The organism is Pseudomonas sp. PP3, from assembly GCF_905336995.1.
In the GTDB taxonomy this organism is placed as follows: Bacteria; Pseudomonadota; Gammaproteobacteria; order Pseudomonadales; family Pseudomonadaceae; genus Aquipseudomonas; species Aquipseudomonas reinekei.
The window spans coordinates 4,334,137-4,350,017 of sequence record NZ_HG995459.1 but is presented as its reverse complement, the minus strand read 5'-3'; the positions used below and the strand labels follow the sequence as shown (position 1 = coordinate 4,350,017).

The window sequence follows — 15,881 nt, the reverse complement described above, 5'->3', positions numbered from 1 at the left end:
AATGGGGATGAATAAAAGTTGTGTTTGTTTGTTTACAGTTGTGTTGGGTGTTTTTGAGGTTGTTAATTTTTGTCTGCGCTTGAATTTTTATGGCGGTCCAATAATCAGGGTAAGGTCAACAGGTGTGTGAATTCAGATTGTTTCAATGGTTTTATCAAGTAGCCCAGTAACGGTAGGTCATGAATGTTTGCCGTGCTTTCTATGCCGTCCAGCTCTGCGGAAGTCAGGCTGCTCAGTAAAATTGCTTTCCTGATCATTCCAAGTTGACTGGCAAGTTTGACCAGGTCAATCCCGAGCATATCGGGCAGACATTGGTCACACAAAAGAATATCGAACGGTTGTTCAGCGCGAAGCATTTCCTGCAAAGCGCCATGAGCACTGTCGCTTGTAATTAATCGGCAAAAACCGAAACTCTCGAGTAAATATTGTGTTGCCTTAAGCTGAAATGGATGGTCTTCCACCAGCAAGATGCGCAGATTGTCCTTGATCATGTTATTCACGCTTATTTTGTTGTAAGAAAATAGTCGTGATTGTTTCGCGACAACACAGAGCAATCGATCAGTTCACTCGACTTCAGCTGTAGGGATATTCCGCGAAGGTTGAATGCACTTGTGTTGCTTGTGGTTAATCGGCCATTACAGACGACGTAATGGCCGATCAGCCAATTGGGTTCAGTGACTGGAACGTCCGGTCATTTCCAGCGCCATATCGCTGGCGTAGCTGTCGGTCATGCCGGCGATGAAGTCGATCATCCGTAGAAAAGAGGTGTGTAACGGGCCGTTCGGGTCCGGCGCATTATTGCCCAGCAGATCGAGGATCCGCCGACTTTTGAACGAGGGCGTTCGACCGCCATGCTGCTCGAGTGCCGCACCGCAGAAGGCGTTAAGCAAGATCTCCAACGTGGTGTAGGCGCCTATTTCGTGCAAGGTCTTGCGTTTGTCCTGGAAGATTTTTTTACGCGCCATGTCTTTTGCGTTCAGGACGCAACGTTTGGCCGGGCCGTGCATGTGCTCAACCAGATCCCCAGGCAGCGTACCGGCCAGCAATGTGTCCTGCTGTTCGACAAAGGCGCGGGCAGCGGCATTGGTCAGGTGCTCGATGGCCTTGCCGCGCAGGATCGCCAGTTTGCGTCGACGTGAATCCCTGGGGCCGAGCTGGCGATAGGTTTCCGGCAGATCGTCACCCACCAGGTCCAGCAACAGCGACTCGACTTCGGCGTATTCCAGCAACTCCATTTCCAGGCCGTCTTCAAGATCGATCAACGCGTAGCAGATGTCATCGGCGGCCTCCATCAGGTACACCAGCGGATGGCGCGCCCAGCGTTGCTCATCAAGTTGTGGCAAGCCTAGTTTCTGAGCGATCTGCTCGAGCAGCGGCAGCTCACTCTGGTAGCAGCCGAATTTGTGTTTCTTGTATCCCAGCGAATCGGCATGCTTGGCCGTCCACGGGTATTTCAGGTACGTGCCGAGCGTCGCGTAGGTCAGTCGCGTGCCACCATCGAACTGGTGGTATTCCAGCTGAGTCAGGACTCGAAAGCCTTGGGCGTTGCCCTCGAAATTAAGGAAGTCATTGCGCTCGGCTTCGCTCATCGCGTCCAGCCAGCCACGGCCGGCAGCCTGCTGGAACCAGTGACGAATCGCATCTTCGCCAGAGTGTCCGAACGGCGGGTTGCCGATGTCATGGGCCAGGCAGGCCGATTGCACGACCATGCCCAGATCACTGGGTTCGCACCAGTCGGGCAGGGCGCTGCGGATGGTTTCGCCGACGCGCATACCCAGCGACCGGCCGACGCAACTGACTTCCAGCGAATGCGTCAGGCGTGTGTGGATGTGGTCGTTGCTCGACACCGGATGAACCTGGGTTTTGCGTCCGAGGCGGCGGAATGCACCTGAGAAGATGATCCGGTCATGGTCTTTGTGAAAAGGGCTGCGGCCGAGTTCTTGCGGGCTGTGCAGGGGCTTTCCAAGGCGTTCGCGGGTAAGCAGGGTAGGCCAATCCAAGGCTGGTTCTCTCCGTCAGGTGACTGAGGGCCTAGCTTCCCGGTTCGCACCACGACCTGCAAGGGGCAAGAGGGGGTTTGGCGCACAGGGAAACCTATTGAAACCTCTCCTACAGTCCAACGGCGTCGATATCGATAAGCAGCAAGCGTTCGCCATTGTCAAAAAACTGCCCCGCGGTCAGGCAGTACTGGTTGCTGGTGGCATCGCGATAGGTGTTGGACAGAGTCAGTCGGCGCTCGTCCCAACCTTCTGCGAGCAGGTGATAGAAGTAGGGGCGCCAGGACCAGTTATGGCCGAGATAACGGCTGTCGGCGACCCAACCGTTGTTGCGCCATTCCAGGTTCGGCGTCAGTTGTGTGCCGTGGCGGTCACATTGGTAGAAGCGCAATAGCCAGGGAAAAGCATCCAGTTGCGGCAGGGCGCTCAAGGGCGCGCGGGTCTGCGCCCAGGCTTGCAGGATTGCCATCAGTTCACCCAGTTGTTGGCGCATGATCATCAGGCGCCCGCGTTCTGTGAGTTTTTGCTGAACGTAGCGTTGTCGCAGTTGAGCAAATTGTTCGACGAAGGCCCCGGTGGCGAAGAATTGTTCTTGCGCCCCGGCGAACAGAAAACCCTGCACATAACGCGATCCGCATTCCAGGGCAAAGTGGAGCTGAGCTTCGGTTTCCACGCCTTCGGCGATAATCCAGCAACCGGTTTTCTCGGCCATTTGCGCCAGGGCCTTGACCACGTCGCTACTCGGCCCGCCCAGCGCGGCAGCCTGGAACAGGCGCATGTCGAGTTTGAGGATGTCCGGTTGCAGCGCCAGGACGCGATCGAGTTGCGAGTAGCCGGCGCCGAAATCATCAATGGCAATCCGCGCCCCGGCCAGTCGGTAGCGGGCGACTACTTGCGCCAGGCGCTGGATGTCGCCACCCAGTTCGGTGATCTCGAAAACGATTCGCCGTGGGTCGACGTCATGCCTTGCCAATTGCTTGAGGCTTGGAAGCGGTTGATCCGGTCGCAGGCGGCTGATCCAGCGCGGGGATATGTTCAGGCTTAGAAACCAGTCCGGCGGTGCCTCATGTAACCGGCTCAAGGCGTTATCGCGCAGCTGGCGGTCCAGACGACGAAGCGAAATAGCGTTGGTTCTGGGGTCGGCGAACAGGGGGCCCACGGAAGCCATTTGCCCATCGGCGAGACGCAGTCGTCCCAGTGCTTCGACGCCAGCGATACGGCCGGTCGCGGTATCGATGAACGGCTGAAAGCAGGCAAGCGGTTGCCCGTCGATCACAAGGCCTCCTTAGTAGATCTTGTTTTTGAGTTTGGGCTGGGCACCGGGTAGGCACGCAGGATCGAACCTCTCGATAAAGAGGTTCATCCCGCGGGTATTGCAAGAATGCAGCCAGATAGTGGCCGTCTAGTTTTTGCGTGAGGAGCCCTGCATGACCAACTTGATCAGCGGCCCCAACGTGGTGCCCAGTCGAACCAGGCGCGTCAGGCTGCTGACCCCGCCGCCATGTTTTGCACCCTTGCCTGTCAGAAAGCCAAGCAAGGTCACGGCGGCCACGCCCCACAGCGGGGCATGCTTGATGCCGAAGCCGTCTTGCAGGTTCTGCGTCATCCCGCGAACACGCTGCAGGGGTTGCAGCAGTTGCGCGGATTCGTGACGGATTTCCTGGCGATGCATTTCCATGCGCAGGCGGATCAACGCCTTGCGCATTTCCGTGCGCGAACTGTTGCTCGGGAGTTCAGGCAGGTTCATGGCAGCAGGCGCTCCCGATCATTGGCCAGTTCTTCCAGAGTGCCATGGAAGGGCGAGGATTCATCGAAAATGGCTGCTCTGAGGCGCATGCCGCAGAAGACCGCCGCCAGGGTATAGAACACGCAGAGCCCGATGATGGCCGCCAGTCGATAGGTGTCCCAAAACAGGATCAGCACCAGCGTCGACAGCCCCACCAGCAACAGCAAGGCAAATACCAACGCCAGGCCTGCGAATAACAGCAGGCTTACCGTGCGGGCCTTTTGCTCCTGCAATTCAATGCCAAAGAGTTCGACATGACTGTGCAGCAAACCAAGGAATGCGGCGCCCAGGCGCCGCGATGAGGAGCTTGTGCCTGTCTCGGACGAGCCGGATTCACCGATTGCCATATCAGCGCCGTGTCGCCAGCAGACCGATCAGGAAGCCCACGCCCGCCGCAATCCCGACCGATTGCCAAGGGTTGGCCTGGACATAATCCTCAGTGGCGGTAACGGCAGCCTTGCCGCGTTCACGCAGGGAGTCCTCGGTCAATTTCAAGGTTTCGCGTGCGCGCAGCAGACTGTCGTGGATCTGGTCTCGCAGCTCATCGGCCTGGTCACCGGCCAGGGAAGCGGTGTGCTCCAGCAACCGTTCGGTGTCGCTGACCAGTGTCTGAAAATCGCTCATCAGGATTTCTTGAGCAGTCTTTGCCTTGATGCTGGCCATTGGTGATCTCCATAGGTGGCTTTCTGAATCGTTCGAGTATGAGCCTTGCGCGAAGGTTCAGTACAAATGACTGGTACAACTTTTGCTGTGTCGTGGTGCGCCCGCCTGCGCGGTTGCGCTGTTGCCGGGCACGATTTGCGTAAAACCTTAACTCAAACGAGCGAAACCCGCGCCATTGTCCGGTATCGATCGGTTTTAACGAACCCTGTGCGCCAAAGCGGTTCATCGGGAGTGATCGACTCGATTCGAGAAGTCACTACTTGGTGCATGGATTGCCCGCGTGAACTGCTTTGGTGCTTTTTTCAGCCTTTAGGTCTGCCAAATCCATGGAAAATATACAAAGCGCTGTGGACAGCCTGGTCCATAGTTCCAACACGTTGTTCATCCTCATCGGCGCAGTCATGGTGTTGGCCATGCACGCCGGTTTCGCCTTCCTCGAAGTCGGAACGGTCCGGCAAAAAAACCAGGTCAACGCATTGTCGAAGATCCTCAGCGACTTTGCGATTTCGACATTGGCTTACTTCTTTATAGGCTATTGGATTTCCTACGGCGTCACCTTTATGCAACCGGCAGCGGTGATCAATGCCGATCACGGTTACGGTCTGGTGAAGTTTTTCTTTTTGCTGACCTTCGCCGCGGCGATCCCGGCAATCATCTCCGGTGGTATCGCCGAGCGTGCACGGTTCGTTCCGCAGCTGTGCGCGACAGCCCTGATCGTGGCGTTCATCTACCCGTTCTTCGAAGGCATGATCTGGAACGGCAACTTTGGTCTGCAGGCTTGGTTGCTGGCGCAGTTCGGTGCCGCTTTCCATGACTTTGCCGGCTCGGTAGTGGTCCATGCCATGGGCGGCTGGCTGGCGCTGGCTGCGGTGTTGTTGCTGGGGCCACGCAATGGGCGCTATCGCGAAGGGCGGTTGGTTGCGTTCGCGCCGTCGAGTATTCCGTTCCTGGCATTGGGCTCGTGGATTCTCATTGTCGGCTGGTTCGGATTCAACGTGATGAGTGCGCAAACCCTGCAAGGGGTGAGCGGTCTGGTGGCGGTCAATTCGCTGATGGCCATGGTCGGCGGCACGGTGGCGGCCCTGATTGTCGGCCGCAACGACCCCGGCTTTCTGCACAACGGCCCATTGGCCGGACTGGTGGCGATCTGCGCCGGTTCCGACCTGATGCATCCGGTGGGGGCGCTGGTGACCGGTGCCATTGCCGGGGCATTGTTTGTCTGGTGCTTTACGGCCGCGCAGGTCAAATGGCAAATCGACGATGTGCTGGGTGTCTGGCCGTTGCACGGCTTGTGCGGGGTGTGGGGCGGCATTGCCTGCGGCATCTTCGGCCAGAGCGCGCTGGGCGGTTTGGGCGGTGTGAGCCTGATCAGCCAGTTGATAGGCACCGCGTTGGGTGTGGTGGTGGCTTTGGCCGGCGGCTTTGCGGTGTATGGCACGATCAAGGCGTTCCACGGTTTGCGTTTGAGTCAGGAAGAGGAGTACTACGGCGCGGATCTGTCGGTGCACAAGATCGGCGCGGTCAGTCAGGATTGATTCAGGCCTCATCGTCTTCGGCGCCGGGATAAAAACCGTGCAACAGGCGATAGCGATCACGCCGCACCCGATCAACCCGGTCCTGTACTTGCGGGCCAGTCAAGCCCAGCAAGGTCAGCGCATGTGAAGCCAGCATCAGGCTGGATTCGAGCAATTCCGGCACCACCTCGCTGGCGCCGGCGGCCTTCAGCTCACTTAGCTGACTGTCATCGTGGGTCCTGACAAGGATCGGCACATCGAGATTGTAGCGGCGCGCTTCCTTGAGGATCATCAGGGCGATATCGGTATTGTCCACTGCGATCACCAGCAGTCTTGCCCGCTCAAGTCCAACCGCGACGAGGAGTTCGCCTCGTCGTGAGTCGCCGTAATGCACGCAGCTTTCATTGGCGGCCGCTTCCTGGATGCGCACTGGATCATTATCCAGCGCGATATAGACTTGTTGCTCGTGGTTGAGAAAACGGCCGATGGTTTGGCCTACGCGACCGTATCCGCAAATCACCACATGGTCGCGCAGGCTCGCATTGAGTGCGCTGATCTCTTCGAGTTTCGCTTCTTCATTGGGTTTGCGGTGCAGACGCATCGCAATGTGTGGTGCGGCGCGCAACAGTAATGGCGTAACCAGCATCGAACAGAACGTCGCCGCCAGCAGCAACCCTCCAAAGCTTTCGGGCATTAGCCGGTTTTGCTGCATTTGCGCAATCAAGGCAAAACAGAACTCACCGCCCTGGGCCAACGCCAGGCCACTGCGCCACGCGGTTTCACTGTCGCTGCCACCTCCCTTGACCAGTAGCGCGATGACGCAGCCCTTGATCAGCAATAATCCGAGGGTCATCGTGAAGATCAGCAAGCCATGGCTGGCAAACAGCTTCACATCGATCAGCATGCCGATGCTGACGAAAAACACGCCGAGCAGGATATCGCGAAACGGGCGTAGATCAGCCTCGATCTGGTGTCGGTAATGACTTTCGCCCAGCAACATGCCGGCCAGGAATGCCCCCAGCGCGGGGGAGAGACCGAGCATGTGCGTTAATGATGCAGTCATCAGTACGATAACCAGCGCCAGTAAGACGAACAGTTCGGCAGAACGGGCTGCCGCTACCTCATGGAATAATCGCGGCAGGAGCCAACGACTGGTCAATAGCAGACCGAAAAACAACGCGGCGGTTTTACCCAGTGTCAGCGGCACCGCCCAGTACCAGGCCTGTTCGCTGTTACCGGCGAACACCGGTACAAGGGTCAAAAGCAATACCGCGACAATGTCCTGAAACAGCAACACAGCGATAGCATTCTGGCCGTGGCTGCTGAAAATTTCACCGAGACTGCCCAGTTCCTTGCTGACGATTGCGGTAGACGACAGCGACAACCCGGCACCCAGTAACATTGCTGGCAAGACGGGCATGTCAAACACCAAAAGCAACCCGCCCAGGACAATCGCGCAGGCCAACACTTGCAGGCTTCCGAGACCAAACACCACCCGGCGCAGGGTCAGCATTTTCGACAACGAGAACTCCAGCCCCAGGGTAAACAGCAGGAAAACCAACCCAAGTTCGGCGAGGTCCGGCAGCTGTTCATTTTCGTTGACCCAGTTGAAAGCGGTCGGCCCGATCATCAACCCGACACACAGGTAGCCCAGTACGGGGGGGAGTCGCAGTCGCTGGAACAGAGCGATGACCACCAGGGAGGAGGCGAGGATGATCAGCAGGCTGGCGAACACGGAAAGCTCCTGGGCGGTCAAGGCTTTTCAAGCGTAGAAGGCAAACATACTGTCAGTATCGGGCAACTGCCGATGAAGACGACTGATATGCGTCAGGTTGTTGCAGCAACCCTCATGCTCCTTGGCTACAGCCCAGAGAATTCAATGGCTCGACGGTTTTCCAAGGCAGGCCTAAAATGAGCACTTAATTTTATCGGTTGAGCGCTCATGCTTCCTGAATGTCAGTTGTTCGGCACCTTGGGGTGCCATCTCTGTGAAGTAGCCGAAGCCATGCTGATGGAATTCGTCGAGCGTGGCCTGTTGGTGGAACTGGTGGATATCGCTGAAGACGAAACCTGGTTCGCGGCTTACAGTCTGCGCATTCCGGTATTGCGACGCGTCGACACAGGGGCTGAGCTGGGCTGGCCTTTCAGTCCCGATGAAGTGGTGGCATTCCTGCGGTAACGATTTTCACGGCAACGATGTTCCCGCCTGTCGAACTTTACGATTGATCCTCTTGGCTTAAAGGTTGGTATTCGGATACTGTATGCGCATACAGTTATTCGCAATGCGGTCTTGCCGCTGCCGGTTACCCGGCGAAAGTGTGCATGTTCAGGCGTGAGAGGGAAAAATCGTGGTCAATGTCGAGCAATTGAAAAGCAGCGTTAACCGGATGTCGGTGGACGTGGTACGCGAGGCAGTCCTCGAGTTGCGCCTGGACGGACTGGTGACGGAACGAAAAACCCCTTTTAACAAAGTCCACTTCAATACCTGTTTTGCAGAAATCGAAGCCTTGTTCCAGCGTGCTGGCTTTCACCGGCAACTGGACGTCGTGGGTTATCAGGGTTTGTTGTATGCGATTTATGATCCGGGACGCTGGGAAGCGGTCGACGTACTGCGCTGGTTGAAGGAGTACACCGAAGCGGCGGCGCGTACGCAGATTCCAGCCTGAAGAATCTCCGCTAGGTTCGACCCCGTTGCTATTGGATAATGCCGCCCTGCATTGAGGGTCAGAACGATCGTATGTCCACTTCATCTTTTTCCGCCGCACACAGCCAGGCCAGCACGCTCTATTTACCGGCTGGCCCGTGGCAGACCGTAATCGACTGTCTGTGCGAGCACTTCAGCGCCATCAGTCGTGAGCAATGGCTGGACAGGGTCGCCCGTGGGCGCGTTCTCGATGGACACGGCATGCCAATCGCGCTTGATCTGCCGTACAAGGAAGGTTTGCGGATTCACTATTTTCGCGAAGTGCCGGACGAAAAACCCATCCCGGTGACTGAGTCGATCCTGTATGCAGATGAACATCTGGTGGTGGCAGACAAGCCACATTTTCTCCCGGTGACACCGGCCGGTGAGTACGTGGAGCAGACTTTGCTCAGGCGGCTGATCCGCCGTCTGGATAATCCGCACCTTGTGCCGCTGCATCGCATCGATCGCCATACCGCTGGCCTGGTGCTGTTTTCCGCCAACCCGCAAAGTCGCTCGGCGTATCAATCCCTGTTCCCAACCCGGCAGATTGAAAAGCGCTACGAAGCCATTGCCCGGGCATTACCTGATCTGTCTTTTCCGCTGGTCCATAAAAGCCGACTCATTGATGGCGAGCCATTCTTTCGCATGCAGGAAGGTCCGGGCGTCAGCAATACCGAGACGGCGGTGGAGGTCAGGGAGAAAAATGGCGATCTGTGGCGTTACGGCCTCTATCCGGTGACGGGCAAGAAGCATCAGTTACGTGTGCACATGACAGCCTTGGGCGCGAGTATCTGCAACGACCCGTTTTATCCGCAGGTACTCAGGGACGCGGAAGATGACTACGCCAATCCTTTGAAACTGCTGGCGCAAGGGTTGAAGTTTGTCGATCCGGTGACCGGGGAGGAACGAGAGTTCGAGAGCGCAATCACTCTTCAGTGGTGATCGCGGTACGGAAAAAATCGAATTTCCACGCTGGTTTACAGTCATTTGAACAGGCACCACGAATGTGGCGTTCAATGATCTCGGTACCGCCAGTGAGTTTCCCGGGCAGTGCCGAGGCTTTCCAAGCCAGGAGATACTCATGAAACGTACCGTTTTTGCTGGAATGTTCATTTGCGCTGCGATGTTGGCCTCTCCCGCATTTGCTGCGGACAGCGATCTTTGCACCATCAAGCTTCAGGAACTCAAGGACAAAGTCACCAGCCTGCCTGCGACGTCCGAAAATACCACGATGGAAATCAAGCGGATGCAGGCAAGTGCTGAAGCGGCCCGGGCTGCCAATGATGACAAGAAGTGCATCACCGAGGCCACTCAGGCGCTGACTCGGGCGGATAAACTGAACAGCGAGCCGAATCCGTAGCCTCCGGAACTTAAACAGCAAACAAAAAAATGCCCCGACTGATCGGGGCATTTTTGTATCCGGTGGTGCCGTCAGGATTACAGCTCTTTGACGGTGCGAACCTGATCCTTGTTGATGCGGGTCTGCTTGCCATCCAGCTGTTCGAATTCGTAGAAGCCCGAATCGTCATCGTAGTTTGGCGTGTCGACGGCCTGGATTTCGCGACCGTCATTCAAGGTGATCACTGTAGGCGATGCGCAGCCGGCGAGGGTAGCGAGGCCCAGTGCGAGCATGAAAGTGGCGAGGGTCCGTTGAGTCATGGGTGTGTCTCCGAAAATGAATTCTTTTGGTTACTGAGCTTGAGACGTAAACAGCGCCCGCAAGTTCCTTGGGTAGTGTCAGTCTGACACAGTGTTGTGCGTGCTTAACAGTTCTGGCGTGTTCAGGTTGGCCAAGCGCGGGTCATTGTCGGGACACTGCAGGGCAATCGCGCCCAGCTTGCGCATCACTCGCCCCGGGCTGCGCTCACCCTCGTGCCAGGCGCTCTCAAAGTCCGCAAGAAGGGCCACAGGGATAACGCATAGCAACGGTTCCCAGTGCTCGTCATGCCACAACATCAAGGGTTTGTCTGGATGCTGGCTGGCGGTTTCGCGCATGTTGGCAAGCAGGACAGCATCGATGCGAGGCACGTCACAAGGCAATACCAACAGATGCGTATGCCGCGCAGCTTTCAGGCCAGCACGAATCCCGGCCAGAGGCCCTGGAAAGTCACCTTCATCGTCATGCACCAACTGGTCGGCGTAGGCGGCGTACTTTTCCTGATTGCGGTTGCAGGAAATGATCAGGTCATCGCTCAGGGGACGCGTCTTGCGATGCAAATGCGCAATCAGCGGCTCGCCGTGCCATTCCAGCAACCCCTTATCCTGTCCGCCCATGCGCTGGCCGCGCCCGCCTGCCAGGAGCAGAATCGAGCAAGGTGGCAATTGTGCATTCGATGTCATGGCAGTTCTCCATGGGGGCGGCGAAAAAAGGGAGCGCTGTGATATAACACCGGGCTGTTTCTCCTACAACTGGACGAGCCTATGAAAGCCAAGGCTGATGTACCTTTCGCACCGCTGAACATTGCGGTTTTGACGGTCAGCGATACCCGTACCCTGGAAACCGATACCTCAGGCCAGGTCTTCGTTGACCGATTGACGGCGGCCGGCCATAACCTGGCTTCCCGTGTACTGTTAAAAGATGATCTCTACAAAATTCGTGCGCAAGTTGCCAACTGGATTGCCGACGATGTCGTGCAGGTCGTGTTGATCACGGGCGGCACCGGTTTTACCGGCCGCGACAGTACTCCGGAGGCGGTGAGCTGCCTGCTCGACAAACAAGTCGATGGTTTTGGCGAACTGTTCCGGCAGATTTCCGTGGCTGACATCGGCACGTCGACGGTCCAGTCCCGTGCCCTGGCTGGCCTGGCGAATGGCACGCTGGTCTGCTGCTTGCCAGGTTCGACCAATGCAGTACGGACCGGCTGGGACGGCATTCTTGCCGAGCAGTTGGATTCACGCCATCGCCCTTGCAACTTCGTCCCTCATTTGAAACAGGCAGCGCCTTGTGAATCCCGTGGGTAAGCCGGGCAAGACCGGCAGCCTGATGCCGGTCGAGACAGCGCTGGCGCGGTTACTGGAAATGGCGGACGCCACACGGGTTCTTGAGCGTGAACGCTTGCCGTTGGCCCAGGTTCAGGGCCGTGTGTTGGCGGATGATCTGCTGTCGACGCTGGATCTGCCGCCATGGCCTAACAGCGCCATGGACGGCTATGCGCTGCGTACAGCTGACTGGACCGGTGAGCCGCTGGTTGTCAGCCAGAAGATTTTTGCCGGTCAGGCTCCGGAACCTTTGAAGCCAGGCACCTGTGCCCGGATTTTCACAGGGGCACCTGTTCCAGCCGGAGCCGATTGTGTCGAGATGCAGGAAAACGCTGAAGTCCTGGCGGACGAGCGAGTCGCATTTATCGAAGCCATCAAACCGGGGCAGAACATTCGTCCACAGGGCCAGGAAACGACTGTCGGTGAACTGGTTTTGCCGGCGGGTACGCGCTTGGGGCCGATCGAGCAAGGTTTGGCTGCGTCGTTGGGTTGCGCCGAGCTGGATGTGGTTCGCAAGGTCCGTGTTGCGGTTCTGTCCACCGGCGATGAATTGATTGAGCCAGGCCAGGCGCTGGGCCCGGGGCAGATCTATAACAGTAACCGTGTGCTGCTCTGCAGTTGGTTGCAGCGTTTGGGTTGTGATGTGGTCGATGCCGGGATTCTGCCTGACGATCTGGACACCACGCGTACGCGACTCGGCGAACTGAAAGATGTCGATCTGATTCTCTCCACCGGTGGTGTATCGGTGGGTGAGGCTGATTTTCTGGGCATTGCCTTGCGTGAAGAAGGTGAGTTGAGTTTGTGGAAGCTCGCCATCAAGCCGGGCAAGCCGCTGACATTCGGACATTTTCGTGGCGTTCCGGTCATCGGCCTGCCCGGTAATCCGGCATCGACACTCGTGACCTTTGCCTTGTTGACCCGGCCTTATCTTTTGCGTCGTATGGGCGTCAGAGATGTCGAGCCATTGAAGGTGCAAGTGCCGTGCGGGTTTGACTGGCCCGTTGCCGGCAACCGGCGTGAATACTTGCGGGGTCGCCTTGAGAACGGCCGGGCGATCATTTACAAAAATCAGAGTTCTGGCGTGCTGCGTAGTGCCGCCTGGGCTGACGGACTGGTTGAAGTATTGGAGGGGCGAACGCTGGTTGCAGGTGACAGCGTCAGCTTCATCCCTTTGAGTGAAGTTCTGGTCTGATTCCTACAGCGGTGAAGTCTCGCAAACCCGGTTGTTGAACCGGGTTTTGCGTTTTCGGCTGCTTAATGTGCCAGCAGCAACGTGACAAGCTGATCGAAACGGCTGTTGGCGATCCAGCCAAGCAGCCCCAGCACCACGGCCGTTCCGCCCGCGGAATAGGCCAGCCTGTGTTTGATGGACTTGACGTCACTGCGCACTTCTTCCATGTCCTTGCGAATGTATTTGAGGTGTGTCTCCAGCTCAATGACGCGCGGTTCCATATCAACTTCTCCCTTGGTTTTTTTGCTGCTTGCGAAATCTGCCTGATGATCGGCCCATTTTTCAGTGATCGGTACAACCGGCATCACTGGCAACCTGATGTCATGGTTTTGCATGGCACGTCCTTGTGTTTGTCCTGCTGATGACTGAAATCCGTGGCCCCCAAGGTGTACCAATCACGAATATTGGTCAATTGAGCCGATTCCTCAGGTTATGTAAGAAAAATCCCGTCCTTGTAGGACGTGCAGGACGCCCCCTGGAAAAAAATCAAATTCGTGCGACTTTTAAGAGGGGCGGCGAGGTCAACATCTCCTGTACGCCATTCAATTCCGGGAGTGAACACCATGAGCGAACGCAAGGCGCTGTTGATTCTGCATGGCAAGCAGGCGCTCAACGAGGAGGTGCGCGCGGCTGTCGAAAGCAAGCGCGAGCAAGGCTGGGAGCTCGCCGTTCGGCTGACCTGGGAGGCTGGCGACGCACAGCGCCTGGTGGAAGAGGCATTGGCCGCGGGCTACCCACATATAATTGCCGGCGGGGGGGATGGTACGTTGCGCGATATTGCCGAGGCCATGGCAGCGCAATCGGCGCAGGCGAGCCTGGTGCTGATGCCCTTGGGAACCGCCAATGATTTTGCACGCGCTGCCGGCGTCCCGCTGGAGCCTGCAGAGGCACTGAACCTGCTGGACGTTGCATCGAGCGCCATCGATCTGGGAGAGGTCGGCGGGCAGGTGTTTCTGAACATGGCCACGGGTGGATTTGGCAGCCAGGTCACCGCCAATACCTCCGAGGACTTGAAAAAGGTGCTCGGTGGCGCGGCGTATCTGTTCACCGGCCTGTCACGGTTCAGTGAACTGCACGCGGCTTACGGTGAATTACAGGGGCCGGACTTTCACTGGAGCGGCGAGTTGCTGGCCTTGGGCATCGGCAATGGCCGACAGGCGGGTGGTGGGCATGTGTTATGCCCGCAGGCGCTGGCGGACGATGGATTGCTCGATATCAGCATCTTGCCGGCCCCGCAGGAAGTGGTCGGGACTTTGAAAAACCTGCTGGCGGACGGATTCGGCATCGATAGCATGTTTGTCCGGGCCAGGCTTCCATGGGTCGAGATCAAGGTGGCTGAAGGTTTGTACATCAACCTCGACGGCGAACCGCTGGAAGGGGACAACCTGCGGTTTTCGGCGCGGCCCGGAGCGCTGCGGGTGCATCTGCCCGCAGATTCTCCAGTGTTGAGCGCAAATGAGGCGGTCAATCGTCCAGACTGATGATCTGCTCGCGCACGGCGAACAGCACCAGGCCGGCCACATCGTAGATCTGCAAACGTTTCATGATTTGCGAGCGATGGGTTTCGACAGTCTTGACGCTCAGGCCCAGGCCGGTGGCAATCTCCCGGGTGGATTTTCCGCGCACGATCAAGCGCAGGATTTCCAGCTGGCGGGCGGTCAGGTTGTGCGAATCTGCGGGCTCCGGGTGTTTCTGGTTTCGGGTCAGCGCCTGGTTGATCACCGTATGGGCGATGGCCGGGCTGAGGTAACGTTCATTGTTGCGCAAGGCTTCCAGCGCATGTTCCAGCTCGGTGGCGGTGGTGTCCTTGAGCAGGTAGCCGTGGGCGCCGGATTCCAGCGCCTGCATGATCAGCGCCGGGTCGGTGTGCATCGACAGGATCAGAACCTTGCTCTGCGGGCGGATCTTTTTCAGTTGCTGCAAGGCATCGATGCCGCCGGTCTGCTTCATGGAGAGATCCAGCAGCACGATGTCCGGAGATAGATGCTCGACCATCGCGAGCAATTGTGAGCCGTCATTGGCCTCGCCAATGACCGCATAGCCAGGAAGGTCCATCACCAGGGCGCGCACGCCAGCCCTGATCAGCGAGTGGTCATCCACCAGAAGTAAGTTACAAGTCAATGCATAACCTTATTCGTACTGGCCCGTTCAAGCGCGCGGGGCGCCCACGGGAAGAGTGCTTCGATTTGGGTGCCTTTGCCCGGCTCGCTGGTAACAGTCAATGTTCCGCCGAGTTGGTTGATCCGTTCCGACATGCCGGCCATACCACGCTGCCCCTCGCGACCCGGATCAGTGGCCGGCGCAAAACCCTGACCATCGTCACTGATTTGCAGGCGCAGCCCCTTGGGCAATCGCGTCAGGCAGACCAGCAGATTCTTTGCCTCGGCATGCCGCAGAATGTTGGTGACCGCTTCCTGAGTGATGCGAAACGCGGCGACGGCCATTTCTTCCGGTATTCCGGTCAGGCGTTGATGGCATTCCAGACTCCAGTTCACCGGAGCGTTGGCCAGCGTTTTAAGCAAATGAGCGCGCAGACTGGCTTCCAGTCCCAGGCTGGTCAATTGCCGGGGATTGAGGATGGCCGATACATCGCGGACTTTGGCGAGGGTTTCTTCCAGCGTGTCGCACAGTACCGCGCATTGTCCCTGAAGCTCTTCCGGCATTCGGCGTTTGAGCCAGTCACTTTGCAGCTTTGCTGCGGTGAGTAACTGGCCGATGTCGTCGTGCAACTCCCGACTGAGTCGGTGACGCTCGTTCTCCTGGACCTGCAGCAAGCGATCGGCCAGTTCTTGCGGCTGAAACTTGATCGACTTGCGGGACAGGCGATATTGCACCCACACACAAGCAAGTGACGCGACATTAAGGATCAGCAAGCCCAAAGGCAGGTGAGTGGACAGGCCATAGATAAGCAGGCTGCCGAGCGTCGAGCAGGCACACAGCAATAGGGTGAACCGGCGAGCGTTTTCTCGTGAGGGTGGCCACATGGTGATCGACTTGAGGCTGGCGTACATAGCGGATGGAGCCA

The 15,881-nt window shown here is 57.7% G+C and carries 20 protein-coding genes; 8 read left to right on the top strand and 12 right to left on the bottom strand.

From position 1 onward, the window contains the following. Positions 1 to 104 precede the first annotated feature (104 nt). The 6 genes from KHO07_RS19830 to KHO07_RS19805 form a co-directional block, all read right to left on the bottom strand. The gene (locus KHO07_RS19830) at positions 105 to 491 is read right to left on the bottom strand and encodes a response regulator (protein ID WP_212625283.1); all 387 of its coding nucleotides are present in this window, start codon (positions 489 to 491) and stop codon (positions 105 to 107) included. A 180-nt stretch (positions 492 to 671) separates the two neighbouring features. After that, positions 672 to 2,000, bottom strand: coding sequence for a deoxyguanosinetriphosphate triphosphohydrolase (locus tag KHO07_RS19825; RefSeq protein ID WP_150736044.1), 1,329 nt, complete (start codon positions 1,998 to 2,000; stop codon positions 672 to 674). Positions 2,001 to 2,109: 109 nt separating this feature from the next. Further along, entirely contained in the window at positions 2,110 to 3,273 is a 1,164-nt protein-coding gene (locus KHO07_RS19820; RefSeq protein ID WP_212625282.1) for an EAL domain-containing protein, read from the bottom strand. A 126-nt stretch (positions 3,274 to 3,399) separates the two neighbouring features. After that, a complete protein-coding gene (locus tag KHO07_RS19815) occupies positions 3,400 to 3,744 on the bottom strand; it encodes a hypothetical protein (protein WP_150736046.1) in 345 nt (114 codons plus the stop codon). Next, complete coding sequence (locus KHO07_RS19810) at positions 3,741 to 4,130, bottom strand: phage holin family protein (RefSeq protein ID WP_150736047.1); 390 nt, start codon at positions 4,128 to 4,130, stop codon at positions 3,741 to 3,743. Before KHO07_RS19810 ends, KHO07_RS19815 begins: the two co-directional genes overlap by 4 nt. A 1-nt stretch (position 4,131) precedes the next feature. After that, entirely contained in the window at positions 4,132 to 4,446 is a 315-nt protein-coding gene (locus KHO07_RS19805; RefSeq protein WP_008055105.1) for a YqjD family protein, read from the bottom strand. A 326-nt stretch (positions 4,447 to 4,772) separates the two neighbouring features. Here KHO07_RS19805 and KHO07_RS19800 point away from each other — a divergent pair, with 326 nt between their 5' ends. Further along, positions 4,773 to 5,981: an ammonium transporter gene (locus tag KHO07_RS19800; RefSeq protein WP_150736049.1), complete on the top strand. Its 1,209-nt coding sequence runs from the start codon at positions 4,773 to 4,775 to the stop codon at positions 5,979 to 5,981. Between the two features lies 1 nt (position 5,982). On the opposite strand, the gene KHO07_RS19795 is transcribed toward KHO07_RS19800, so the two are convergent. Next, entirely contained in the window at positions 5,983 to 7,695 is a 1,713-nt protein-coding gene (locus KHO07_RS19795) for a monovalent cation:proton antiporter-2 (CPA2) family protein (protein ID WP_212625281.1), read from the bottom strand. A gap of 207 nt (positions 7,696 to 7,902) precedes the next feature. On the opposite strand from KHO07_RS19795, the gene KHO07_RS19790 reads away from it, so the two are divergent. The 4 genes from KHO07_RS19790 (at position 7,903) to KHO07_RS19775 (ending at position 10,006) form a co-directional block, all read left to right on the top strand. Then, positions 7,903 to 8,139 carry a glutaredoxin family protein gene (locus KHO07_RS19790; RefSeq protein WP_150736050.1) on the top strand — a complete coding sequence of 79 codons (237 nt, stop codon included), beginning with the start codon at positions 7,903 to 7,905 and terminating at the stop codon, positions 8,137 to 8,139. Positions 8,140 to 8,308: 169 nt separating this feature from the next. Then, positions 8,309 to 8,626, top strand: coding sequence for a transcriptional regulator (locus KHO07_RS19785; protein ID WP_150736051.1), 318 nt, complete (start codon positions 8,309 to 8,311; stop codon positions 8,624 to 8,626). Positions 8,627 to 8,697: 71 nt separating this feature from the next. After that, a complete protein-coding gene (locus tag KHO07_RS19780; protein WP_212625280.1) occupies positions 8,698 to 9,588 on the top strand; it encodes a pseudouridine synthase in 891 nt (296 codons plus the stop codon). A gap of 139 nt (positions 9,589 to 9,727) precedes the next feature. After that, on the top strand, positions 9,728 to 10,006 hold the full coding sequence (locus tag KHO07_RS19775; protein WP_075948089.1) for a hypothetical protein: 279 nt from the start codon (positions 9,728 to 9,730) through the stop codon (positions 10,004 to 10,006). Positions 10,007 to 10,083: 77 nt separating this feature from the next. Here the strand turns inward: KHO07_RS19775 and KHO07_RS19770 are convergent, their stop codons facing one another. Further along, the gene (locus KHO07_RS19770) at positions 10,084 to 10,305 is read right to left on the bottom strand and encodes a YgdI/YgdR family lipoprotein (RefSeq protein ID WP_150736054.1); all 222 of its coding nucleotides are present in this window, start codon (positions 10,303 to 10,305) and stop codon (positions 10,084 to 10,086) included. A 78-nt stretch (positions 10,306 to 10,383) separates the two neighbouring features. After that, on the bottom strand, positions 10,384 to 10,986 hold the full coding sequence (gene mobA, locus KHO07_RS19765; RefSeq protein WP_212625279.1) for a molybdenum cofactor guanylyltransferase MobA: 603 nt from the start codon (positions 10,984 to 10,986) through the stop codon (positions 10,384 to 10,386). Between the two features lie 81 nt (positions 10,987 to 11,067). Between mobA and moaB the strand changes: the two genes are divergently transcribed. Then, a complete protein-coding gene (gene moaB / locus KHO07_RS19760) occupies positions 11,068 to 11,607 on the top strand; it encodes a molybdenum cofactor biosynthesis protein B (RefSeq protein ID WP_096509798.1) in 540 nt (179 codons plus the stop codon). Then, complete coding sequence (gene glp / locus KHO07_RS19755; protein ID WP_150736056.1) at positions 11,591 to 12,817, top strand: gephyrin-like molybdotransferase Glp; 1,227 nt, start codon at positions 11,591 to 11,593, stop codon at positions 12,815 to 12,817. The genes moaB and glp overlap by 17 nt, the downstream gene beginning before the upstream one ends. A gap of 62 nt (positions 12,818 to 12,879) precedes the next feature. Here the strand turns inward: glp and KHO07_RS19750 are convergent, their stop codons facing one another. Beyond that, positions 12,880 to 13,191, bottom strand: a complete 312-nt coding sequence (locus tag KHO07_RS19750; RefSeq protein ID WP_150736057.1) for a hypothetical protein — start codon at positions 13,189 to 13,191, stop codon at positions 12,880 to 12,882. Between the two features lie 228 nt (positions 13,192 to 13,419). Between KHO07_RS19750 and yegS the strand changes: the two genes are divergently transcribed. Then, the gene (gene yegS, locus KHO07_RS19745; RefSeq protein WP_150736058.1) at positions 13,420 to 14,337 is read left to right on the top strand and encodes a lipid kinase YegS; all 918 of its coding nucleotides are present in this window, start codon (positions 13,420 to 13,422) and stop codon (positions 14,335 to 14,337) included. On the opposite strand, the gene KHO07_RS19740 is transcribed toward yegS, so the two are convergent. Both KHO07_RS19740 and KHO07_RS19735 read right to left on the bottom strand, forming a co-directional pair. After that, positions 14,321 to 14,977 (bottom strand): response regulator transcription factor, encoded by a 657-nt coding sequence (locus tag KHO07_RS19740; RefSeq protein WP_150736059.1) that lies wholly within the window; start codon positions 14,975 to 14,977, stop codon positions 14,321 to 14,323. The two genes, yegS and KHO07_RS19740, sit on opposite strands and share 17 nt — an antisense overlap. Next, complete coding sequence (locus KHO07_RS19735; RefSeq protein WP_150736108.1) at positions 14,974 to 15,867, bottom strand: sensor histidine kinase; 894 nt, start codon at positions 15,865 to 15,867, stop codon at positions 14,974 to 14,976. The genes KHO07_RS19740 and KHO07_RS19735 overlap by 4 nt, the downstream gene beginning before the upstream one ends. Positions 15,868 to 15,881 lie beyond the last annotated feature (14 nt).